This window comes from Pseudomonas sp. GW822-FHT06D10, from assembly GCF_058799535.1.
Genome location: NZ_JBXALN010000006.1, coordinates 168,826 through 192,036 on the forward strand (window position 1 = coordinate 168,826; position 23,211 = coordinate 192,036).

At 62.9% G+C, this 23,211-nt stretch carries 20 protein-coding genes, 1 tRNA gene and 1 pseudogene; all 22 read left to right on the forward strand.

All coding sequences use genetic code 11. The annotated features are described in order from the left end of the window. Positions 1-87 precede the first annotated feature (87 nt). The 22 genes and pseudogenes from ruvA to AC1RL5_RS21485 all read left to right on the forward strand — a co-directional run bounded on the left by ruvA (position 88) and on the right by AC1RL5_RS21485 (position 22,904). Entirely contained in the window at positions 88-696 is a 609-nt protein-coding gene (gene ruvA / locus AC1RL5_RS21380) for a Holliday junction branch migration protein RuvA (RefSeq protein ID WP_011063019.1), read from the forward strand. Then, on the forward strand, positions 697-1,755 hold the full coding sequence (gene ruvB, locus AC1RL5_RS21385; RefSeq protein WP_011063018.1) for a Holliday junction branch migration DNA helicase RuvB: 1,059 nt from the start codon (positions 697-699) through the stop codon (positions 1,753-1,755). A 138-nt stretch (positions 1,756-1,893) separates the two neighbouring features. After that, positions 1,894-2,361 (forward strand): tol-pal system-associated acyl-CoA thioesterase, encoded by a 468-nt coding sequence (gene ybgC, locus AC1RL5_RS21390; RefSeq protein ID WP_011063017.1) that lies wholly within the window; start codon positions 1,894-1,896, stop codon positions 2,359-2,361. After that, entirely contained in the window at positions 2,351-3,046 is a 696-nt protein-coding gene (tolQ, locus tag AC1RL5_RS21395) for a protein TolQ (protein WP_011063016.1), read from the forward strand. Before ybgC ends, tolQ begins: the two co-directional genes overlap by 11 nt. A 13-nt stretch (positions 3,047-3,059) precedes the next feature. Beyond that, positions 3,060-3,512, forward strand: coding sequence for a protein TolR (tolR, locus tag AC1RL5_RS21400; RefSeq protein WP_011063015.1), 453 nt, complete (start codon positions 3,060-3,062; stop codon positions 3,510-3,512). Then, entirely contained in the window at positions 3,512-4,573 is a 1,062-nt protein-coding gene (gene tolA / locus AC1RL5_RS21405) for a cell envelope integrity protein TolA (protein WP_011063014.1), read from the forward strand. Before tolR ends, tolA begins: the two co-directional genes overlap by 1 nt. A 17-nt stretch (positions 4,574-4,590) precedes the next feature. Continuing rightward, on the forward strand, positions 4,591-5,871 hold the full coding sequence (gene tolB, locus AC1RL5_RS21410; RefSeq protein ID WP_015636767.1) for a Tol-Pal system beta propeller repeat protein TolB: 1,281 nt from the start codon (positions 4,591-4,593) through the stop codon (positions 5,869-5,871). Positions 5,872-5,924: 53 nt separating this feature from the next. Further along, positions 5,925-6,422 carry a peptidoglycan-associated lipoprotein Pal gene (gene pal, locus AC1RL5_RS21415; RefSeq protein ID WP_003227510.1) on the forward strand — a complete coding sequence of 166 codons (498 nt, stop codon included), beginning with the start codon at positions 5,925-5,927 and terminating at the stop codon, positions 6,420-6,422. 6 nt (positions 6,423-6,428) lie between these two features. Then, on the forward strand, positions 6,429-7,241 hold the full coding sequence (gene ybgF / locus AC1RL5_RS21420) for a tol-pal system protein YbgF (RefSeq protein ID WP_011063012.1): 813 nt from the start codon (positions 6,429-6,431) through the stop codon (positions 7,239-7,241). A gap of 166 nt (positions 7,242-7,407) precedes the next feature. After that, positions 7,408-8,055 carry a 7-carboxy-7-deazaguanine synthase QueE gene (gene queE, locus AC1RL5_RS21425; protein ID WP_011063011.1) on the forward strand — a complete coding sequence of 216 codons (648 nt, stop codon included), beginning with the start codon at positions 7,408-7,410 and terminating at the stop codon, positions 8,053-8,055. A gap of 1 nt (position 8,056) precedes the next feature. Next, complete coding sequence (gene queC, locus AC1RL5_RS21430; protein ID WP_123576999.1) at positions 8,057-8,758, forward strand: 7-cyano-7-deazaguanine synthase QueC; 702 nt, start codon at positions 8,057-8,059, stop codon at positions 8,756-8,758. A 63-nt stretch (positions 8,759-8,821) separates the two neighbouring features. Continuing rightward, a tRNA-Lys gene (locus tag AC1RL5_RS21435) sits at positions 8,822-8,897 on the forward strand. 448 nt (positions 8,898-9,345) lie between these two features. Further along, positions 9,346-10,584, forward strand: a complete 1,239-nt coding sequence (locus tag AC1RL5_RS21440; protein WP_011062908.1) for an aspartate aminotransferase family protein — start codon at positions 9,346-9,348, stop codon at positions 10,582-10,584. A 21-nt stretch (positions 10,585-10,605) separates the two neighbouring features. Continuing rightward, a complete protein-coding gene (locus tag AC1RL5_RS21445) occupies positions 10,606-13,479 on the forward strand; it encodes an acyl-CoA synthetase family protein (RefSeq protein WP_492589442.1) in 2,874 nt (957 codons plus the stop codon). A 10-nt stretch (positions 13,480-13,489) separates the two neighbouring features. After that, a complete protein-coding gene (locus AC1RL5_RS21450; RefSeq protein ID WP_093407432.1) occupies positions 13,490-14,425 on the forward strand; it encodes a DMT family transporter in 936 nt (311 codons plus the stop codon). Beyond that, positions 14,426-14,893 (forward strand): GNAT family N-acetyltransferase, encoded by a 468-nt coding sequence (locus AC1RL5_RS21455; RefSeq protein ID WP_019094547.1) that lies wholly within the window; start codon positions 14,426-14,428, stop codon positions 14,891-14,893. Positions 14,894-15,006: 113 nt separating this feature from the next. Beyond that, positions 15,007-16,215 carry a Coenzyme F420 hydrogenase/dehydrogenase, beta subunit C-terminal domain gene (locus tag AC1RL5_RS21460; RefSeq protein WP_492589441.1) on the forward strand — a complete coding sequence of 403 codons (1,209 nt, stop codon included), beginning with the start codon at positions 15,007-15,009 and terminating at the stop codon, positions 16,213-16,215. Continuing rightward, complete coding sequence (locus tag AC1RL5_RS21465; protein ID WP_015636761.1) at positions 16,212-17,555, forward strand: 3-phosphoshikimate 1-carboxyvinyltransferase; 1,344 nt, start codon at positions 16,212-16,214, stop codon at positions 17,553-17,555. The genes AC1RL5_RS21460 and AC1RL5_RS21465 overlap by 4 nt, the downstream gene beginning before the upstream one ends. Further along, positions 17,555-18,565 (forward strand): zinc-dependent alcohol dehydrogenase, encoded by a 1,011-nt coding sequence (locus AC1RL5_RS21470; protein WP_072450804.1) that lies wholly within the window; start codon positions 17,555-17,557, stop codon positions 18,563-18,565. The genes AC1RL5_RS21465 and AC1RL5_RS21470 overlap by 1 nt, the downstream gene beginning before the upstream one ends. Positions 18,566-18,569: 4 nt before the next feature. Continuing rightward, on the forward strand, positions 18,570-21,635 hold the full coding sequence (locus AC1RL5_RS21475; protein WP_492589440.1) for a non-ribosomal peptide synthetase: 3,066 nt from the start codon (positions 18,570-18,572) through the stop codon (positions 21,633-21,635). After that, a complete protein-coding gene (locus tag AC1RL5_RS21480; RefSeq protein WP_123576995.1) occupies positions 21,632-22,267 on the forward strand; it encodes a thioesterase domain-containing protein in 636 nt (211 codons plus the stop codon). Before AC1RL5_RS21475 ends, AC1RL5_RS21480 begins: the two co-directional genes overlap by 4 nt. Positions 22,268-22,365: 98 nt before the next feature. Then, positions 22,366-22,904, forward strand: a pseudogene (locus AC1RL5_RS21485) (COG4705 family protein). Positions 22,905-23,211: the final 307 nt, after the last annotated feature.

Consider the following 23,211-nt stretch of genomic DNA (forward strand, 5'->3'; position numbering starts at 1 on the left):
TGAGCGTTTTGCGCCTGGGTAGCCGGCGCAGACGCTCGCCCAACGAGTCGCCAGCTGCGGGCTGGCCATCGCCTAAGGATCTGAAACGTGATTGGACGCTTGCGCGGCACCCTGGCTGAGAAACAGCCGCCGCACCTGATTCTTGATGTAAACGGGCTGGGATATGAAGTCGAAGTGCCGATGACCACCCTGTATCGCCTGCCGTCGGTCGGCGAGCCCCTGACCCTGCACACCCATTTGGTCGTCCGCGAGGATGCGCAGTTACTCTACGGTTTTGCCAGCAAGCGCGAGCGAGACTTTTTCCGCGAGTTGATCCGTCTCAATGGTGTGGGCCCGAAACTGGCCCTGGCGTTGATGTCCAGCCTTGAGGTGGATGAGCTGGTGCGTTGTGTGCAGGCCCAGGATACCTCGGCCCTGACCAAGGTGCCCGGAGTCGGCAAGAAGACCGCCGAGCGCCTGCTGGTGGAACTCAAGGACCGTTTCAAGGCCTGGGAAGCCGTGCCGAGCATGTTCGCCCTGGTGCCGAACCAGCCGGATGCGCCGGCGCCAGTGGCCAGTGCCGAGTCGGACGCAGTCAGCGCTCTGATCTCCCTGGGCTACAAGCCGCAGGAAGCCAGCAAGGCCGTATCCGCGATCAAAGACAAAGGCTTGAGCAGTGAAGACATGATCCGCCGAGCCCTGAAGGGAATGATTTAAGTGATTGAAGCCGACCGTCTGATCGCCGCCACGGGCCCCCGTGAGCGCGAGGAAATCCAGGACCGGGCGATTCGTCCGGTCAGCCTGGCCGACTACATCGGCCAGCCTAGCGTGCGCGAGCAGATGGAGCTGTTCATCCAGGCCGCCCGTGGGCGCAACGAGTCCCTGGACCACACCCTGATCTTCGGTCCCCCGGGCCTGGGCAAGACCACCCTGGCCAACATCATCGCCGAGGAAATGGGGGTGTCGATCAAGAGTACGTCCGGCCCGGTGCTGGAGCGCCCTGGTGATCTGGCGGCCTTGCTGACCAATCTTGAGCCTCACGACGTACTGTTCATCGACGAGATTCACCGGCTTTCGCCGATTGTCGAAGAAGTGCTGTACCCGGCCATGGAAGATTTCCAGCTCGACATCATGATCGGCGAAGGCCCTGCGGCGCGCTCGATCAAGCTCGATCTGCCGCCGTTCACCCTGGTGGGGGCAACCACGCGTGCGGGGATGCTGACCAACCCGCTGCGGGACCGCTTCGGCATCGTCCAGCGCCTGGAGTTCTACAGCACTGCGGACCTGGCAACCATTGTCAGCCGTTCCGCCGGCATTCTTGGTTTGCCCCTGGATCCGGAAGGCGCCTTCGAGGTCGCGCGCCGTGCCCGGGGCACTCCGCGGATCGCCAACCGTCTGCTGCGTCGGGTACGGGATTTCGCCGAGGTGCGGGCCAAGGGGCATATCACCAAACCGATCGCCGACCTGGCGTTGAACCTGCTGGACGTCGATGAGCGTGGCTTCGACCACCAGGACCGACGTCTATTGCTGACCATGATCGAGAAGTTCGACGGCGGGCCGGTGGGGGTCGATAGCCTGGCCGCGGCCATCAGTGAAGAGCGCCATACCATCGAGGATGTACTGGAGCCGTACCTGATCCAGCAGGGCTATATCATGCGCACCCCCCGTGGCCGTGTGGTGACCCGGCATGCCTACCTGCACTTCGGTCTTAACATTCCGTCACGAATGGGGGACATGCCCGTGGTAGACGAATTCCTCGATGCCGTGGACGATTAATAACCCGCTCTTTGTCGATTTATTCGGGGTTTGTGCTGTCCTAGGGACTGGCATGGTTAAAACATCACGAAAAGTCGTAGAAGAATGAAAAAACAGTTGCCTGGCCGGATTGGCAACCTGAGGAGTAAGCACTAGAGTATGCGCGCGCAAAACGGGCTTGAGCCGTTCGCACATCGTTGTCGCGTTTATTACGAGGACACCGATGCCGGCGGCATCGTGTATTACGTTAATTACCTTAAGTTTATGGAGCGGGCTCGAACCGAGCGGCTACGACACCTGGGCTTTGCCCAGTCGCAGCTGGTGGGGGAGAACCTGTTATTTGTCGTGCACTCCAGCGAAGCGCGTTACCACGCGCCGGCGCGACTGGACGACGAACTTCTGGTCAGTGCCCAAGTTACCGAATTGAACCGGGTCAGCCTGCGCTTCACTCAGCAGGTCAGGCGAGCCAAAGACAATGCACTGCTCTGTGAAGGGCAGTTCCTGGTGGCCTGTGTGCGCGCCGACAATTTCAAACCCCGCGCCATTCCAGACGCTCTGCGTACGGCCTTTGCCGACGAGAGCAGCGCGGGTACACACTCAGAGCAGGAGATAAAGCGTGGAAGCTAACGTCGTCGACCATTCCTCCATGTGGAGCCTGGTCAGCAATGCCAGCGTTGTAGTGCAGTTGGTAATGCTGACCCTGGTTGCCGCATCGGTGACTTCATGGATCATGATCTTTCAGCGCAGCAACCTGCTGCGTGCCGGTCGACGTGCCCTGGAGAGCTTCGAAGAGCGCTTCTGGTCCGGTATCGACCTGTCCAAGCTGTACCGCCAGGCGGGCAGCAACCCTGATCCGGATTCCGGCGTGGAGCAGATCTTCCGTGCCGGTTTCAAAGAGTTCTCCCGCCTGCGCCAGCAACCGGGTGTCGATCCTGAAGCGGTCATGGAAGGCGTGGCCCGTGCCATGCGCGTAGCGATTTCCCGCGAAGAAGAAAAGCTCGAGCAGAGCCTGCCGTTCCTCGCCACTGTCGGTTCCGTCAGCCCGTACATCGGCCTGTTCGGTACCGTCTGGGGGATCATGAACTCCTTCCGCGGCCTGGCTCAGGCCCAGCAAGCGACCCTGGCTACCGTAGCCCCGGGTATCGCCGAAGCACTGATCGCCACGGCCATCGGCCTGTTCGCGGCCATTCCGGCGGTGATCGCCTACAACCGCTTCGCCGCTCGTGGCGAGACGCTGATCAGCCGTTACTACACCTTCGCCGACGAGTTCCAGGCGATCCTGCACCGTAAAGTGCACACCAGCGAAGAGTGAGCAGGTAAAACCCATGGCCCGAGTTCGCCACAAACGCAAGCCGGTTGCCGAGATGAACGTGGTGCCTTACATCGACGTGATGTTGGTACTGCTGGTTATCTTCATGGTGACCGCGCCGATGCTCAACCAGGGCGTGAAAGTTGACCTGCCCAAGGTTTCCAGCGAAGCCTTGCCCCAGGACAACAACACCCAGGTGCTGACCATCTCGATCAAGGCTGACAAGACCTACTACTGGAACCTTGGCAGCGAAGTCGACACCGAAAAGCAACAGGACAAGGCGATGACCTTGCCGCAGATGACCGACGCGGTGACCAAGATCATCCGTGCCGGCAATGAAGGCGGCAAGCACACCCAGGTGTTCATTCGCGGTGATAAATCCGTCGACTACGGCGCCGTGATGGGTGCCATGGGCGGCCTGCAGAAAGCCGGAGTCGGTAACGTTGGCCTGATTACCGAGGCGCCCTGATGCACCAACAGCGAGAGCCGTCCGCCTCGGAAAGCTACTTCTGGCCTAGTGTCTGGGCAATTGCCCTGCACGTGCTGGTGTTTGGCATGCTGTTCGTCAGCTTTGCCATGACCCCGGAACTGCCCCCGGCCAAGCCGATCGTTCAAGCGACCCTGTACCAGCTCAAATCCAAGAGTCCGGCAACCACCCAGACCAATCACAAGATTGCGGGTGAGGCGAAGAAATCCGCCGCGCGCCAGACCGAAGCCGAACAGTTGGAGCAGAAGAAGGTCGAGCAGGAAGAGATCAAGGCCGCGGAACAAAAGAAAGAAGAGGCTGCTCAAAAAGCCGAGGAAGCGAAAAAGGCCGATGAGGCCAAGAAAGCCGATGAGGCGAAGAAGGCGGATGACGCCAAGAAGGCCGCAGAAGCGAAAAAGGCTGAAGAGAAACAATTGGCTGATATAGCCAAGAAGAAATCCGAAGAAGAAGCCAAGAAAGCTGCTGAAGAAGAGGCCAAGAAAAAGGCCGCTGAAGAAGCGAAGAAGAAAATCGTCGAAGACGCGAAGAAGAAAGCCGCGGAAGACGCGAAGAAAAAAGCTGAAGCAGACGAGGCGAAGAAAAAGATCGCCGAGGATGCCAAGAAGAAAGCTGCTGCCGACGCTGCGAAGAAGAAGGCCCAGGAAGCAGCGCGCAAATCTGCCGAAGAGAAAAAGGCCCAGGCCCTGGCGGACTTGCTGTCCGATAAGCCGGAGCGTGAAGCCACCAAGTCGGATGAGGTGGGTGACAGTGTCGCAGGCAGTTTCGATGACCTGATTCGCATTCGTGCGGCGGAAGGCTGGGCTCGTCCTCCTTCGGCGCGCAAGGGCATGACGGTGGAACTGCGGATCGGCATGTTGCCTGATGGCACGGTGACCACGGTCAGCGTGATCAAGTCCAGTGGTGATGGTCCGTTCGACGCTTCGGCGGTGGCGGCAGTCAAGAACATTGGGCGTTTGACAGAAATGCAGGGTTTGAGTCCGAAGGATTTCGCGCCCTATCGTTCATTCAAGATGACATTCACACCTGAGGATCTAGCCTTGTGAGAAACCTTCTTCGAGGAATGCTTGTCGTTATTTGCTGTATGGCAGGGATAGCGGCAGCGGATGAAAAAAACATTCTGGTCACCAGTGGCAGTGATCGGGCGACGCCGATTGCGGTAGTGCCGTTTGGCTGGCAGGGCGGCAGCGTGCTGCCGGACGACATGGCACAGATCATCGGTGATGACCTGCGCAACTCGGGTTACTACGCACCGATTCCAAAGCAGAACATGATCAGCTTGCCGACTCAGGCCAGCGAAGTCATTTTCCGCGACTGGAAAGCCCTGGGCGCCCAGTACGTGATGGTCGGCAGCATTGTTCCAGCCGGCGGTCGCCTGCAGGTGCAGTACGCGCTGTTCAACGTCGCGACCGAGCAGCAAGTGCTGACCGGCAGCGTGTCGGGTAGCGTTGATCAACTGCGGGACATGTCGCACTACATTTCCGACCAGTCCTTTGAAAAACTCACCGGCATCAAGGGGGCGTTCTCTACGCGCCTGCTGTATGTGACGGCTGAGCGTTTCTCGGTGAACAACACCCGTTACACCCTGCAGCGTTCGGACTACGACGGTGCTCGGGCGGTAACCCTGTTGCAGTCTCGCGAGCCGATCCTGTCGCCGCGCTTTGCTCCGGATGGCAAGCGCATTGCGTACGTGTCGTTCGAACAGAAGCGCCCACGCATCTTCGTCCAGCACATCGATACCGGGCGTCGTGAGCAGATCACCAACTTCGAAGGCCTGAACGGCGCTCCAGCCTGGTCGCCAGATGGCACCCGCCTGGCGTTCGTGCTGTCCAAGGACGGAAACCCGGATATCTATGTGATGAACATGGCGTCCCGGCAGATCAGTCGCGTCACCAGTGGCCCGGGCATCAACACCGAACCGTTCTGGGGCAAGGATGGTTCCACCATCTATTTCACCTCCGACCGTGGCGGCAAGCCGCAAGTCTATAAAAGCAATATCAATGGCGGTGGCGCTGAGCGTGTGACCTTTATTGGTAACTACAACGCCAACCCGAAACTTTCTGCTGACGAAAAGACCCTGGTAATGATTCACCGCCAGGATGGTTTCACCAACTTCCGGGTAGCGGCTCAGGATTTGCAGCGCGGTAGCGTAAAAATCCTTACAGACACTAACCTTGATGAGTCAGCTACTGTTGCGCCCAACGGCACCATGGTAATCTACGCCACCCGCCAGCAGGGCCGGGGAGTCTTGATGCTCGTGTCCATTAATGGACGTGTGAGGCTCCCGCTTCCTACCGCTCAAGGCGAAGTCAGAGAACCGTCCTGGTCCCCTTACCTGAACTGACGCGGCGCTACAATGTTTCACTTAACACACTGGGGTTCATTAGGAGTTTCACGATGGAAATGTTGAAGTTTGGTAAGTTTGCTGCGCTGGCTCTGGCCATGGCTGTGGCTGTAGGTTGCTCCTCCAAAGGCGGCGACAATGCCGGTGAAGGCGCTGTTGATCCAAACGCTGGTTACGGCGCTAACACCGGTGCTGTTGATGGCTCCCTGAGCGAAGAAGCTGCTCTGCGCGCAATCACCACCTTCTACTTCGAATACGACAGCTCGGACCTGAAGCCAGAAGCCATGCGCGCTCTGGACGTTCACGCCAAAGACCTGAAAGCAAACGGCGCTCGCGTTGTTCTGGAAGGCAACACCGACGAACGTGGTACTCGTGAGTACAACATGGCTCTGGGCGAGCGTCGTGCTAAAGCCGTTCAGCGCTACCTGGTTCTGCAGGGCGTTTCCCCTGCACAGCTGGAGCTGGTTTCCTACGGTAAAGAGCGTCCAGTTGCTACTGGCCACGACGAGCAGTCCTGGGCTCAAAACCGTCGCGTCGAACTGCGTAAGTAATTCGTCATGCGAACGTGCCGTCGTGCTGTAACTATTTTGGCTCTCAGTCTCACGCCGCTTGCGGCGTGGTCTGCGGTTCCTGTGGTCGATAACAACTCCGGCTATAACAATAGCGGGAGCAGTTATCCGCCAGCAGGTTATGGCACGAACGGCGCCTATGCCGGGGGAGGGGTTTCGACCCCTGTCTCGGCACAGGGCGAGCTGTTCCAGCAACTGCAGCAAATGCAGGAACAGATTGCACGCCAACAGGGTGTGATCGAAGTTCTGCAAAATGATGTAGCGCGGATGAAGCAAGAAAGCCTGGAGCGTTACCAGGATCTTGATCGACGCATAGGAAGCGGTGTCGCACCTGCCGCAACTCCTGAGAATTCTTCTGCCGGTGGCGATAACAGCGCTGCCGGTGCCGCTGCTCAGGCGCCAGCCGCCAGTAGCGAACCCGGTGATCCGGCCAAGGAAAAGCTCTACTACGATGCTGCCTTCGACCTGATCAAGGCCAAGGATTTCGACAAGGCCAGCCAGGCCTTCTCGGCATTCCTGCGCAAGTACCCCAACAGCCAGTACGCCGGCAATGCCCAGTACTGGTTGGGTGAAGTGAACCTGGCCAAAGGCGACCTGCAAGGCGCGGGCCAGGCATTTGCCAAGGTTTCCCAGCTGTATCCCAAGCACGCCAAGGTGCCGGATTCGCTGTACAAGCTGGCTGACGTAGAGCGACGTCTCGGTCACACCGACCGGGTCAAGGGCATCCTGCAGCAGGTGGTGGCCCAGTATCCGGGCACCTCCGCCGCTCAGTTGGCCCAACGGGACCTGCAGCGCATGTAAGTGCGTTGGCCTCCGTTACAAGAAACCCGCGCTTGTCGCGGGTTTTTTCGTTAGAATCCATGCCCTTTTTCTGAAACACGCTTCCTGGGATCTGCGCGATGGCGGGGTTCCTTGAAGTGCCTGACGGAGGCGGACAGCCTGTTTAGCTGTTACGCCCGTGGCGACTATGCAAGACACATTGAGAATCACCGAAGTTTTCTACTCGTTGCAGGGGGAAACTCGGACTGCCGGGCTGCCCACGGTTTTTGTGCGCCTGACCGGTTGCCCGTTGCGTTGCCAATACTGCGACAGTGCCTACGCGTTCAGCGGCGGTAGCCAGCGGACCCTCGACAGCCTGCTAGAGCAGGTTGCCGGTTTCCGCCCTCGCTACGTCTGCGTCACTGGTGGCGAGCCTCTGGCCCAGCCCAATGCCATTCCCTTGCTCCAGCACTTGTGCGATGCCGGCTACGAGGTCTCGCTGGAAACCAGCGGTGCCCTGGATATCTCTGCGGTGGACCCGCGCGTCAGCCGGATCCTTGATCTCAAGACTCCCGGCTCCAAGGAAGCGCACCGCAACCGCTACGAGAATATCGAGCTGCTGACCGCCAACGACCAGGTCAAGTTTGTCATCTGCTCCCGCGAGGACTATGACTGGGCGGTGTCCAAGCTGATCCAGTACGGTCTTGAGCGACGCGCCGGCGAAGTGCTGTTTTCGCCCAGCCACCATGACTTGAATGCACGAGACCTGGCGGACTGGATCGTCGCCGACAACCTGCCAGTACGTCTGCAACTGCAGCTGCATAAATACCTGTGGAATGACGAGCCGGGGCGCTGACATGACTGAACAAGTACAGAACCCATCTTCGAGTGAAAAGCGTGCCGTGATCCTGCTGTCCGGTGGCCTGGACTCTGCCACCGTGGTGGCCATGGCTCGCGCCGAAGGCTACCGCTGCTACACCATGAGCTTCGATTACGGCCAGCGCCATCGGGCCGAGTTGCACGCCGCCGAGCGCGTGGCCCGGGACCTCGGTGTGGTGGAGCACAAGGTGATCGGCCTGAACCTCAACGGTATTGGCGGCTCGGCACTGACTGATAGCACCATCGAGGTGCCAGAGGCGCCGGGGGAGGGCATTCCTGTCACCTACGTGCCGGCACGCAACACCGTCTTCCTGTCCCTGGCCCTGGGCTGGGCGGAAGTCCTGCACGCGCGGGATATCTTCATCGGTGTCAATGCGGTGGATTATTCCGGTTACCCGGATTGCCGTCCCGAGTTCGTCGAAGCCTTCGAGCGCATGGCCAACCTGGCGACCAAGGCCGGTGTCGAAGGGCAGGGCTTTCGTATCCAGGCGCCGCTGCAGAACCTCAGCAAGGCCGAGATCATCCAGGCCGGGGTGCGCCTGGGGGTTGATTACGGGCTGACGGTTTCCTGCTATCAGGCAGACGATAGCGGCCAAGCGTGCGGCAAATGTGACAGCTGCCGTTTGCGTGCTGAAGGCTTCAGGGCGGCCGGAATCAGTGATCCAACACCTTATTTTTGATTTTTTTCATATAGGGTGTTGAATTCCCGTTAGAAATCAGTATTATACGCGCCACCACACAGCGGGTCGTTAGCTCAGTTGGTAGAGCAGTTGGCTTTTAACCAATTGGTCGTAGGTTCGAATCCCACACGACCCACCATATTTGGCGGTTTAGAAAATCCGGAAGGCCCACGAAAGTGAGGATTTCCGGGTTTTTTTTTGCCTTGAAAAAACCTTGATTCCGCCACTCAACTGCTCAGCTTGCCTTCTTCTCACTGCTTGAGTATCAACTCTTCTGCAGAGGCTGGCCTTTTGCCGGTAGCCGGGCTCATCTCTAAAAACCTTGATAAATTCAGGGGCTTTATCTGAATTCCCCCTTTTTTTCAGGGGTTATCGCTTTAAATTCAGAATAAGTGCGGGGCTCGTTGACAGCGCAAATGCCTCCCGCGTAAATCTTGCCGCCATTGCCGACAGGGGTTGCGTCCCTGGCAAGGAGAACACATACCAGGGTCGGTAACGTCGCAGTCAGCAGGGCTTTGCCCTGCCTGTACGAATCTGTCCCTGAGTCTGTGCGTGAGTCACAAGCCCGGCTTACTCAAGGTGACAGGATGTTCACAGAAGCAGTTGCAATATCCGTTAGGCGCAGTGCCCCCTCCAGCCCTTCCGTCATTCGTGGCAAGGGGTGCTTTCTCTACGATGAGCAGGGCAAATCCTTTCTCGACATGTCCGGTGGCAGCGGTGCCGCCAACCTGGGTTATCAGCGCGATGACCTGGTCGAAGTCCTCAAGCGTCAATCCGAACTGCTGATCCATACCGGTTGGAACATCGACAACCCGCAGCGCCATGAAGTGGTCGCCAAGCTGGAGGGGCTGGTGCCCTATGCGCAGGCTTCGGTGTTTGGCGCGGTCACCGGTGCCGAGGCAATCGAGGTGGCGCTGAAAATCGCCCGCGCCGCTACCGGACGCCAGGGCGTGGTGTATTTCCACAATTCCTTCCATGGCAAGACCCAGGGCGCCTTGTCGGTGACCTCCAACCGCGGTTTTCGCAAGCACCTGGCCGGTGGCGACAGCCTGCAACTGACCGCCCTGGCCCTGGACTATGACGCCGACCAGGACCCGGCCCTGGCCGCCTTGTGGCGTGAGCAACTGGCCGAGGATCTGCGCCAGGCGCAGCAGGCCAATTGCTTGCCCGCGGCGCTGATCATCGAGCCGATCCAGGCAGCGGAGGGCATGTATCCGGTGCCTCTGGCGTTGCTCGAAGCGATTGTCGAACTGGGCAGGACCTTCGGCGTGATCACCATATTCGATGAGATCTACACCGGTTTTGGCCGCACCGGGACGCCATTTTTCAGCAACCCGCAACTGCTGCCGGACCTGTTGGTGCTGGGCAAGGCCCTGGGCAATGGCTTGCCGATTTCCGCGGTGGTGGGACGCCCGGAACTGGTGGACTGCCTGGGCTATGCCGAGCATTCCTCCACCTTCACCCTGATGCCGCTGGCCTGTGCCGTGGCTTCCAAGGTGCTGGATATCTACCACCAGGAACAGCCCTGGCAGTGGGCGGCGAGTAACGGCGCGTACCTGCGCCAGGCCCTGGAAGGCCTGGGGGCCCAGGACGCGCGAGTGGTCAATGTGCGCGGCCGCGGCATGATGCTCGCCTTCGATTTCGAGGGCCAGGGCCAGGGCGCTGATGTACTGGCGCTGCGCAACCGGCTGCTGGAGCACGGGGTGATCGTGCGCACCGGCGGGCGCAATCCGGCGACGGTCAAGCTGACCCCGCCACTGAGCATCTCCCAGCAGGAAATCCAGGCATTCATGCAGACGCTGCAGGGCGTTTGTCGCTCCCTCTAATAACAACAAGGCAGGGATATCATGTTGCAGGCTTTTACCCGCATGGCGGGTACCGATGTTGCGGGTGTCATCGATGTCCAGGGCAGCCTTGGCGTTGCCGCGCTCGACCAGTTGCGCGAGGGGGTCAGCGCCGAGCTGCAAGGGCTGCCGGAGCCGGTGCTGGCGCTGTATGCCAGCCATGGCCGGGCCATGTATGCGGCGTTGATCGCGGCCTTGTCCGCCGCCCGGCGAGTGGTGTTCATCGACCCGGCGAGCAACCTCGACGAGTTGATGCCGGTGCTCCAGCACCTAGGCGTGAACCTGGTCCTCAATGGCACGACACGGCCTGGTTCACAACTGACCCGTTCCTTGCCGGTGCTCGACCTGCAGCACCTGCAACCCCGGCCCGTGCCCCCTGGCCGGGAATACCCGTTGCGTTGCCAGGACTACGTGATCTTCACCAGCGGCTCCACTGGCGAGCCCAAGGCCATAGTGCAGCGCATCGAGGCCCTGGGCCGGCACATCGACAACTACATCGGCTATGTCGGAATCGGCCCCGGGCAGCGTGTGCTGCAACTGGCTTCCATGGGGTGGGACGCCGGCCTGATGGACATCTTCGCCAGCCTGAAGACTGGCGCCACCCTGTGCAGCCTCAACCCCCGGGAGCATGACTTCGCCGCAGTCGAGGCGCTGATCGCCGAACATGACATCGATGTGTTGCATATGACGGTGCCCTATCTGCGTGCCTTCTACACCGATGCGAGCGCCATCTATGCCCGGCCCAAGCAACTGGTGATCGGCGGCGAGATCATCCACCCCTCGGACATCCAGCGCTTCAACCACGCCTTTGCCCCAGGCTCGCAGCTGTTCAACGCCTACGGGCCGACCGAATGCACCACCGCGCTCTACGCCCGCATCGACCAGGGGCAGACGCTGCAGGACCCGACCTGGGCCCTGGACCAGCCGGTGGACGGCGTCACCCTGGACATTGCCAAGGAACCGGGGCAGCCCTACGGCGAAGGGGTGGGTGAACTGCTGCTCTATTCTTCCCTGGTGGCCCGGCGCCTGGACCCGGCCAGCGGGCTGATCGTCGAGCTGACCCAGCCCAGCCCCCTGGACTCGCAGCGCCAGTGCTACGCCACCGGTGATCTGGCGTGCCGCCAGCCCGATGGCGCCATACGCCTGCTGGGGCGCAAGGATTCCATCGTCAAGATCAACGGGCAGAAGGTCAGCCTGGTCCAGGTGGAGTCGGAGCTCAAGGCTCTGGCCCAGGTACGGGAAGCCTGTGTGATCGCCCATCAGGCCGGGGACAACCTGGCCCTGGTGGCCTTTGTCATTGCCCGTGACGCCAGCCTTGGCGAAGACCTCCTGCGTCAGGCCGCCAGGGCCGCACTGCCGGCGCACCGGGTGCCGGCGCGCTTCCTGCTGGTGGAGCGTTTTGCCTTGAACCGCAACAACAAGATCGACCGGCAGGCGTTGGCGCAACTGGCTGCCCGCGCCATGGCGGCGCCGGAGCCGGCACAGGCCGCACCGGAGCCTTTCTGGCAAGCCATCGGCCAGGTACTTGGCGGGCAGAGCCCGGACCGGGCCAAGAGCTTTATCGACAATGGCGGCGATTCGCTGCGGGCCTTGCAGGTGGTTGCCACGCTGAAGAGAAAGGGCCTGGTGCTGGACCTGGAAGAGTTGCTGTCGGATCAGGCCCTGGGGCAATTGCCGGTGCATGCGGCGGCGGCCAAGGCCCGGCCCGGGGTTTCCCGGCCGCAGGTCGAGGGCCTGCCCAATCGCCGCTTCCTGCTGAGCCGCGGCATCAGCGACCTGGATCACTGGAACCAGGCCCTGGTGCTGGACATAGCCGCCGGCCAGGAGCCACAGCGAGTCAGCCAGGCGCTGCGGGCAATTTTCCGCCATCACTTTATCGAGGCGGGCGTTCAGGATCAGGGGCTGCAGCCTGCCGGGACGGATCTGCAGCAAGCGGTGCAGCGGACCTGCGCAGCCATCTCCCTGAGCCAGGGGCAACTCTTCTGCTTCAGCCAGCAACAGGACGCCGCTGGCCATCACCTGATCATTGCCGGGCACCAGTTCCAGGTCGATCGCTACTCCTGGATGCTGCTGGTTTCCGAGCTGGACGAATGCCTGGGGCAGGGCCTGGAGTGCATGCAAGGCTGGCCGCGGCCGACGGCCTTCGAGGAGTGGCAGCAGAGCTACCAGCGCGAGCATGCCGCGGCGACCCATGAAGCGTTCTGGGAAGCCCAGCCCTGGGGCCGCTGCGCGCAGTTGACCGGGCAGCGCCCCGAGTTTCCCCGGCGCGAGGCCTTTCGGCGAGCCGAACTGTGCCTGGGGCTGGTCCGCGACCTGCCGCAGTGGGCCCAGGGTGTGGCCGAGACCAGCCAGTTGCTGCTGGCGGCCATCCTGCGCGCCATGAGCCAGAGCGATGACAACCCGTTCCAGAAAGTCCATTTGCTCGACCATGGGCGGGCCCTGGACAAGAGCGGCGCCGAGCTCAACAGCGTGTTCGGCTGGCTGACGGTGATCTACCCGCTGGTGCTGCAAGTTGCCAGCCTGGAGCTGGAGCAGATCGCCAGGGAAATCAAGGTCGGCCAGCAAGCCAGCCAGGGCATTGCCCACAGCTTCGGCAACCGTTATTTCGCCACGCCCGAGGCCGAGCGCCTCAAGGGCCTGTTCGATTGCGGCTACAGCTACAACTTCCTGGGCGCCGTGGAGAACCCGCCCGGGGCCCGGGTCGGCGTGCATCCCTTGAGCCTGCAACTGATGCAGGGCAGCCCCAGCCATCACCTGGAGTTCACCGGCTACCTGGCCGCGGGCCAGTTGCTGCTGAAAATCGACTATGACCCGCAGGTCTTCGGCGAAGAACGCCTGGAGTCGCTGCTGACCGGGATCACCGCTGCCTTGAGCTAGAGAAACCTCCATGAACGCCTTATCCGATAACAACAAGAAACCCCGTTCACTGGTCGCCGTGCTGATTTTCCTCGGCTGCCTGCTGATCTGGTCCACCAACTGGATCGCCATTTCGCTGCAGGTGGAACACAGCGACGTCGGCTCTTCGCTGATGCTGCGCTTCCTCATTGCCTACGGGGTGCTGTGGCTGTGGCAACGGCTGTTCGCCGGCCCGCAGCAGCCGGTAACCCGCAAGGCCTACTTGCTGATGGCCGGGGTGGGGGCGGTGTACTTCTATGCCGGCATCGGCTTGGCCTACCTGGCCACCGCTTACCTGGGCAGTGCGCAGATGGCCTGCCTCAGCGCCTTTGTGATTTTCTACATCATCGGCATCAAGCGCCTGTTCCTGCATGTGCCGGTCGCCCTGCACAACCTGCTCGGCGCACTGGTGAGCATCGCCGGGCTGGGGCTGTTCATGCTCGGCGATCCGGGGCGGCCGCTGTCGCTGGCGGGGGTGGCCCTGGGGCTGACTTCCTTCCTGGCGGTGGCCATCGGATCGGTGCTTTCGGAGCACATCCAGAAGACCTGCCAGCTCGGCACCTTGCACATCAACAAGGTGGCGGCCGGCTGGGCCTGCGCTCTATACGCCGTCAGCCTGTTGCTGGGCGGCCATGGCTTGCAACTGCCGGGCACCCTGGCCGACCTCGGCATCCTGCTGTACCTGGGGGTGGTGTGCTCGGCGCTGGTGTTCGTGCTGTTCATCGACCTGATCAAGCGCATGGGCGCCGAGAACGCCGGCTATGTCGGCGTGCTGTACCCCATCGGCGCCAGCTACCTGTCGGTGTGGCTGGGGGAAACGCCCCTGAGCCTGCACCTGATGCTCGGCAGTGCCCTGGTGATGCTGGGCAGCCTGATCAATTTCAAGTTTCGCTACCACCCCGCCCCCAAGAAAGTGGAGTTCAGCTGAATGAGCAATGTACGGATACGCCAGGCCACCACGGACGATCTGATCGGTATTTTCGAGGCCCACCGCAACTCGGTAGAGCGCCTGTGCACCTCTGAATACAGCGATCAGCAGATCCGCATGTGGCTCGATGGGCGCTCCCCGGAAACCTACCGCGAAGCCGTGGAAAAGGGATCGCTGTGGCTGGCCGAGGGCGAGCAGATCGAAGGGTTCGTCGAACTCGACGGCAATGAGGTCAGCAAGCTGTTCATCCGTGGCGATGTGGCCAGGCGTGGCCTGGGCAGCCGTCTGCTGGAGGTGGCGCTGGCTCGGCTGCGGGCCAGCGGTGCCAGCTCGGCCTACCTGGAGGCGACCCTGACGGCCGAAGGCTTCTATGCCTACCACGGCTTCCAGAAGATCGGCGAGGGCACCTTCAGCCGCGGCAACAGCCCGGTGTCCATCGAGATCATCAAGATGGAACGCCCGCTTTGAGCTGACCGTCAGCGGCCACTTCAGCACAGCAGGTCTTGCCCGTCCCCGGTTCGCGGGGGCGCGGCCGGCTGCACCCGGAAAACGGCACACGAGGCTTATCCAAGATGACAGGGATGTTATTGAAATTGACGGTGCTCGATCAGAATCTGTGCGCCGGGTGCGGCGCCTGCGCCCTGGTGTGCCCACAGCAGGTGATCGTTTTCGACCCGGACCGGGTGGTGCCGCTGCTGGAGGGCATCGGCGACAGTTGTGAAAGCTGCACCGAGTGCCTGGCGGTGTGCCCGGGGCTGCAGCCGGATACCGATCGCTCCGAACTGGAACTGTTCGGCCGTACCCGCCGCGCCGAAGAGCGCTGGCTGGGGATCAGCCGCCAGGCCATCGGTGCGCGTTCCACCGACCCGCAGATAGTCCGGCGCTCGGCCAGTGGCGGCACCGCCACCACTTTGCTGCTGACCGCCCGGGAGCACTTTGACGTGGACCTGACCCTGACCATGGGCCGTCATCCGGGGCAGGGTTGGCGCAGCGCGCCGCAACTGGGCAGCGCCACACAGGCGATCATCAACAATGCCCAGTCCACCTACCAGCTGGCGCCTTACCTCAATGCCCTGCGCGAATGCTACGAACAGCAGCCGGACGCGCGCATCGCCGTGGTGGGGCTGGCCTGCCACGTTCAGGCGATCCGCAAGCTGCAGCGCCGGGACACGGCCATCGGCCACTGGGCCCGCAGCCGGATAATCTGCGTGATCGAGACCGCCTGCTCCTCCAACACCCTGCCGGCCGGCACCCACAGCATCATCAGCGAGGTGCTGGGGCAAGACCCGCAGCAAGTGCGCGATATCAAGTACCGCGAAGGCGATTACCCCGGCCGGCTGCAAGTCACCTTGCTGGACAGCCAGACCTTTGGCATCGATTTCTGGGAGATCCTCGGCAAGCTCAAGGACAACAAGACCTTTCGCTGCCTCAGTTGCGGTGACTGGATGAGCGGGCTGGCCGACGTCAGCGTGTGTGACGGCGACCCCAACATCTTCGAAGCCAGCCTCAACGGTTCCGAAGAACAGAAACACGGCCGCGCGCTGATCCGCACCGAGATGGGCCAGGCCCTGGTGGACAGCGCCATCACCCATGGCCGGCTGGAAAGCTGGGGAGTGGACCTTGGGGGCTTCAACCTCGGCCTTGAACGCAAGAAGAACCGTCGGCGCTTCTATGAAACCCAGCCGCTGGTGTTGCCCGCGGGCCCCGGGGCGGGCGACCACTTCGAGGACGAAGCGCTGGTGGACGACGCCGAACTGATCAACCCCGCCAAATACAGGAGTCGCCCATGATCGATTACCCGGACCGGCCCATCGATTTCACCCTCGGCCGCCAACAGCAGGTCTGGGCCAACATCGACGGCTACCTGCCATCGGACAAGTCCATCAGCCATCGGATGATCCTGTTTGCCGCCCTGGCCCGGCATCCGGTGCGCCTGCGGGACCTGAACCGCGGCAAGGCGGTGACCCTGTTGCTCGATGCCCTGCAGCAACTGGGCCTTGAGGTGACGCCAGGGCAGACGCCCCAGACCCTGGAGATCAGCGGTGAGTTCGCCCAGGCGACCCACGAGCGGCGGGTCGACCTGGGGCCCTCCAGCGCGGCCGCGCGGTTACTGATCGGGATGCTGGTGGGGCTCAATGTGCCGTGCATCGTCGATGGCGACGAAACCCTGCGCAACCGTCCCTTCGACTGGATCGTCGAGCCCCTGAACCAGATGGGCGCCCACCTGGAGTACCTGGGGCGTCCGGGCGCGCTGCCGATCCGTATCCACCAGGCTGCATTTCGCGGCGGCGCGGCGCAGATCCATATCGGCAGCGCCCAGGCTATCAGCACCTTGCTGTTTGCCGGGGTGGCGGCACGCAAGCCGATGTCGATCCGGTACCCGGTGGTGGCCCGGGATCACACCCAGCGCATCATCAACAGTTTTGGCGACCGGCTGCAGGACGAGCAGTTGCAGATCCACTACCAGCCACGGGACTGCGCGATTCCCGAGGAGATCAGCATCCCTCGCGACCCCTCGGCCATTGCCTATCCGGCGGCGTTGTTCCTGCTGTGCAACCGCCACCAGGAGCAGCAGCGCCTGAGCTTCGACAATGTGTGCCTGAACCCTACGCGCCTGGGCTTTTTCAACTGGCTGCTGGCCTGTGGTTTCAACCTGACCCTGGAGGTGGACAGCATTCGTCATGGCGAGCCGGTGGGCCGCCTGCTGCTGCGCGGGGGTGGCCAGCCCAGGGCTCACGACTTGCGCGACAAGCACCAGTTCCACGCAATGATCGACGAAGTGCCGCTGGCCCTGGCCATCAGCTGTGTGCTGCCCGGCAGCGCGACCTTCAGTGACCTCTATGAGCTGACCTTCAAGGAATCGGACCGGATCGCCGCCACCCGCAGCATGCTCAATGCCCTGGGCCTGGACTACCAGGTCGACGGCTACGACGTGCGGGTGGAAGGCGGGCAGGTGCCCAGTGTGCAGGGAGCGATCCCGACTTTCGGCGACCATCGCCTGTCGATGACCGCCCACGTCCTGCTGCTGGCTCACGGGCTGCAGGCCACCATCCTCGAAGGGCATTGCTACCAGACTTCATTTCCAGGGTTTGCCCAGTGCCTGGATCGCCTGACCGGACGGGAGGCCTGATGAGCAGCAGCCGATACACACTCACCGCCTGTGGCGCCGATGGCGTGATCGCCGTGCATGAACCTCTGGCCGCTCTGGCGGCCACTGAAGTGCAGGTGGCGGTGGACTACTCCATGGTCAGCCCGGGCACCGAGCGTCATTACCTGCAGCAGGTACGCGAGACGGGCGAGCAACTGCCGCTGGGCTATTGCGCGGCCGGGGTGGTTAGCGCTGTGGGGCCCGAGGTGGAAGGCGTGCAGCCGGGGGACCGGGTGGTGGCCATGGGCTGGAAGATTGCCACCCATTCCAACTGGATCCAGGTGCCCCAGCGGCTGGTGTGCAAGGTACCGCCGCCACTGACCCAGGACCAGGCGATTCTTGCCACCCTGGGTGCCACTGCGGTGCATGCGGTGGACCGTGCGCAATTGCAGGCGGGGGAGCAGATCCTGGTGGTGGGCATGGGCCTGGTGGGCAAGATGCTGAGCCTGGTAGCGGCCTGTCATGGTGCGCGGATCTGGGTCGCGGACCTCAACCCCGCCGCCATCGACCCGGGCCTGCCGGTGCAGGTGCTCGACCTGCTGGCCGAGCCGGGGACGATGGCCGGGCAGTTCACCCGGATCTTCCTGTGCATCGATGCTGATATCAGCGCCTTGTTCCCGCGGTTGCTGGCCCTGCTCAATCCGCAGGGCAACGGGGCTGGCCGCTCGCGGCTGGTGAATGTCGGGCGGGTCAGCCTGACCCTGGAGCTCTCGCCGCAAATGGGCAACATCGACATCATCAACGTGTCCCGCTGCGGTAACGGTTACCGCGACGATGCCTACCATCACGGGCGCAAGAGCGTGCAGTGCCCGGCAGGGGAGGCCACGGTGGAGCGCAACATCGCTCGTTGCCTCGACTACCTGGTGGCCGGCAGGGATTGGCTGGAGCACTTGCAGCGGGTCGAGATGGACCTGGGGCAGGCGTTGGCGCACTACAACGGCGCGGCGTTCTTCGCCCCTGGAATCAACCTGATCAAACACAGGGAAGCGTGACGGCATGGCTCATCTATCTATTGCTTCGTGCCTGGACGACGTCTTCGCCCGGCATGCCACGGATACCGCGCTGAGCTGCAACGGCGCACGGCTCAGCTACCGGGAGCTGGAACAGCGTTCGGCACAGGTGGCGGCCCGCTTGCTGGGCTTGGGCCTGACGCCTGGCAGCACCCTGGGCCTGGAGGTGGAGCGCTCGATTGAACAACTGGTGCTGCTGGTGGGCATGGTGCGGGCCGGCCTGTCGTACTGCTATCTGGACCGCAACAACCCGCCCCAGTGGAACCAGTCGGTGTGTGAACGCAGTGGCGTGCGCTGGCGGGTCACGCCGGAGGTTGCCGGTGGCCCGGGGTATCTGGCGCTGGATGAGTTGCTCGCGCCCACCGACGAGGCTGCGTGCTGGCCGCCGCTATGCGGCGCCGAGCCGGTGTACGTGAACTTTTCCAGCGGCACCACCGGCGCGCCGAAGATCATTCCCTGTACCCATCGCGGGGTGTTGGGGTTCTGCTACCGGCCGCGACATTTTCCGCTGCAGCCGGGCTTTCGCATGCTGTACGCCTCGAACCTGACCTTCGACGCCTCGCAGTTCGAGATCTGGACCGCGCTGCTCAATGGCGGCGAATTGCATATCCATGTTCCCGGCGCCCTGACCCTGGAACACCTGCATCGTTACATCCACGAGGCCGGGGTCGACAGCCTGTGGCTGACCTCGACCCTGTTCAACACCTTCGTCGATATCGACCGCGGCTGGCTGCGGGGCGTCAAGCGGCTGATGGTCGGCGGCGAGGTCCTGTCCGCAGGGCATGTCCGCCAGGCCTATGCTGCCGCCGATGGTCTGGTTCTCTACAACGGTTATGGCCCCACGGAAAACACCATGGGTACCTGTGTCTATGCCATTCCCCGCAGCTTCGACAGCACCCGGGACATTCCCATCGGCCAGGCCGTGGACGATGCCACCCTGTTGCTGCTGCGCCCTGACGGGCAGCCGTGCGAGGAGGATGAACCCGGCGAGCTGCTGATCGCCGGGGGCGGCTTGTCCCCGGGGTATCTGGGGGATGCCGGGCTGACCCGGGAGCGCTTCATCGACCTGCCATGGCAGGGCCGGACGCTGCGTTGCTACCGCAGTGGCGACCTGGTTTCCCGGGATGGCCAGGGGCTCTATCACTTCCATGGCCGCAGCGATGACCAGATCAAGCTGCGTGGCCAGCGCCTGTCGCTGACCGAGGTCGCCGCCGCCTTCAAGCGTTACCCGGGAATGCTCGATTGTGTGGTGTTGCTGGATGACCTGGGAACCGAAGCGCAGTTGCTGCTGGTGTACCTCAAGGCGCCTGGGGTCGAGCCCCGGGTGCTGGCCGAATATGGCCGGCAAAGCCTGCCGCCGTTCATGGTGCCGTCGCGATTTGTCGAGATTGAGCGCTTTGCCCTGCGCTCTTCCGGCAAGCTGGATATTGCTGAGCTCAAGCAGCGCCTGTGGCTCGGGCAGCCGGCCACTGAAACGGACGACTCGCCGGAAGGGCGTTTTCTCGCGCGTTTCGGCGTGTCGGCTCATGACCTGCAGCGCAGCTTCTTCGACAGCGGCGGCAACTCGCTGGCGGCGATCAAGCTGGTGGGCACGGTGAACCGTCACCTGGGCTGGGAAGGCCTGGGCCTGGAGCAGTTCTACCGCATGGCCACCCTGGGCCAGTTGCTGGACTGGCTACAGGCCCAACCCGGCCTGGCGTCCCTGCTGGAAAACGGTGCGCAGGAGTACTACGTGATCGAGTCGGAGCAGGAGTCCTTGCCCGCCGCCCATGCAGGGTTTTCGATCAATACTCACCTGGGGCGTTTTGCCGTGGTCCGCGCCACCTCGGCCAGCCACGCCCGGGAGGCGCTGCGCAGCGGTTCCGGGCGGTTGCCGGCTGCCGGCGACAGCCGCTGGATCGGCTTGAACAAGAGCCAGTTGTCGATGGTGTATGCCGAACTGTTCAACAAGGATCTACGGGCCAACAACGTGCTCTACCTGTTCCGGCCCGAGCAGTTGCCGGCCGCCGGGCTGGACCTGCAGGCGTTGGCCCAGGGCTTGAAGCAGCGCTATCCACTGGCGGGCTGTCGGGTGGCGCGGGTCGAGGGCGAGTACTGTCTTGATCTGGCCCCCGAGCCGCCGGCGCGCCTGTGGCTGGAGCCTGTGGCGGAGTTTCCCAGCCAGCAGGCCTGCGTGGAGCATTTCCTTGAGCGGCCGCTGTCACTGTTCGAGCAGGACCTGTGCAGCCTGTTCAAGGTGCGCATCGACGGCACCTTGCACCTGGGGCTGTGGTTGCACCACATCCTTGGCAACCATGTCGGCCAGTTGAGCCTGCTGCGCAGCGTGGAACAGTTGGCGCTGGGCGTGCAGTCGCCGCCGGTGGCGGATTTTTCCTTTGTCGGCAATAACCTGATGCAGGCCGAGGAATATGAGCGTCTGGCAGATGCCGGCACCGAGGCCTGGGAGCAAGAGGCCGAGGAGTACGCGCCGCTGGCCGATGTCCCGGCGCCGGCGGCCACAGCCCAGGCGCTGCAGTTGCGGGCGGCACTGGCCATGGACCCGATGAAGCTGACCTCGCCGCAGCGTCTGTTCCACCTGTTGCAGGCGTTTCGCCAGGGCTGTGCCGAGGGCTTGGGGATAGAGGCGCCGATCGTCAATCTATTGTTCGCCTGGGCTGAGCGTTCGGTGATCAGCGGATTCTCCAGTTACACGGTGCCCGTGCCCCTGGCTCCCGGGCGCTTCGCCGAAGGCTGCGAGCCACAGGCCTGCATGGATTACCTGAATGCCAAGCTGGCCCGGGCGGCCTTGGGCTACGAGGAAATACTCGCGGCGCTGGGCCTGTACGGCTTTGCTCCGGCGTTCCTGTGCAATTTCGTCGAGCTGCCGGCCAGTGACGCCCGGTGGTTGCAAACGCGGATTGCCAACCCGGTTAGCGAGTGGCCCAAGACCCTGCTCGACCTGACGGTGGTCAAGTCGGCGCTGGGCTGCGAAGTGCTGCTCAACAGCTATCTGCCCGAGCCGCAGGCCAGGGCATTTCTCGAATCCTTTGTCGCGGCGGGGCAACGTCAATGAAACTGATCTGCTTTCCCGACTTCGTCGGCCATCCGATCTGTTTTTCCGCCCTGGGCCGGGCACTCAAGGGGCGGGTGTCGCTGCTGCAGGTCAACTACAGCGACTACTGGCCCTATTCCAGTGTCAAAGACCTGGCCCGGCAGATTGCCCAAGAGCATGATCTGACGACCCTGGACGCGGTGCTCGGTTACTCCTTCGGCGCTTATGTGGCGGCCTGTTGCGTGGCCCGCAGCACGGCGCCCGTCAGGCCGCTGCTGTTGGTGGACCCGCCGCTGCTGGCCGAGCTTCGAGGGTTGGCCCCTGACGCCATTGCCCGGCGTTTGGCGGCCGATCCGCAGTATGCCTACGTCGATGACCTGGTGGACGCGCAGTTGGTCAATCGCGAGTGCGTGCACGGCAATATCCTGCTGCTGTCCCAATGGCAGGCGGTACCGCTGAAGGGGCGCGCGGTGGATGTGCTGTTGTCCGCCGGGCGCAGTGCCGAGGGGCTGGCCCCGGGCCTGGGGCTCGATCCGGCCCAGGACAATCGCTACTGGCGGGACGAGCAGCGCCACCATGGCTCGGTGATCAATAGCCCCGATGTGCTCACCTGGCTGCTGGACCCTGGGGCCTTGCAGCGCATTGCTTGGTGATCGAAGCCGGCCCGTTCGGGGGCCTTCAGTTCCAGCTAAGTTTTCCCTCGTAGCCTCTGCCTCGCGCCAATACACGCGTCGTCATGGAGAGGCACCCGATGAGGCCGCTGAGCAAGACCGATTGGCTGAACAAGGTTCCGGAGGTGACGCTGTCCTTCTGGATCATCAAGATCATGTCCACCACCGTGGGCGAAACCTGCGCCGACTACCTGGCCGTCGACGCCGGCCTGGGGCAGGGCGTGACCAGCATCGGCATGGCCCTGTCGATCCGCCAGATCGTTACCCCGCGACGCGAGCTGTTCTACTGGGCCACCGTGCTCTGCACCTTCGCCCTGGGAACCGCCGCCGGGGACCTGGCCACCGAGGCGCTGGGGCTCGGCTTTACCCTGGGAGCGCTGATCTTTGCCGCACTGATTACCGTGACCTTGGTGGCCTGGCGCCTGGGGGGCAATGCGGTGCTGACCTTCTGGATCGCCTACATCCTCACCCGACCGTTTGGCGCCGCCCTCGGCGACGTGCTGACACAAGCCAAGACCTGCGGTGGCCTGGGCGCCACCTGGACCAGCGCGATCTTCCTCTGCGTGAGGTGACCGTCGCGCAGCTCAACGTCAACAACCGTCAGCGCCTTTCCCACTGATTATCCGACCCTCACTCAAGGACTCATCATGGCCTTTATTCGCTCTGGCCATTCGCTACACCACGACCCTTTCCATGAGTGCCCTGCTGGGGCTGGCCGCGGGGTGTTCCAAGCCTGCCGATGCGCCCAAGCCCGGCACTGCCGCTTCAGCCCAGGCTACCGGGGCCACGGCCTCCAGGCTGGGCGACCTGGCCGAGTTCCAGGCCATTGCCCGTGATGTGGCCGGCTTGGTGGACAAGCAGGACATGCTGCAGGTCAGCGACTCGAGGCCGGGTATTGCTGTGGCTGAGCGCGAGCGCGTGTTCGA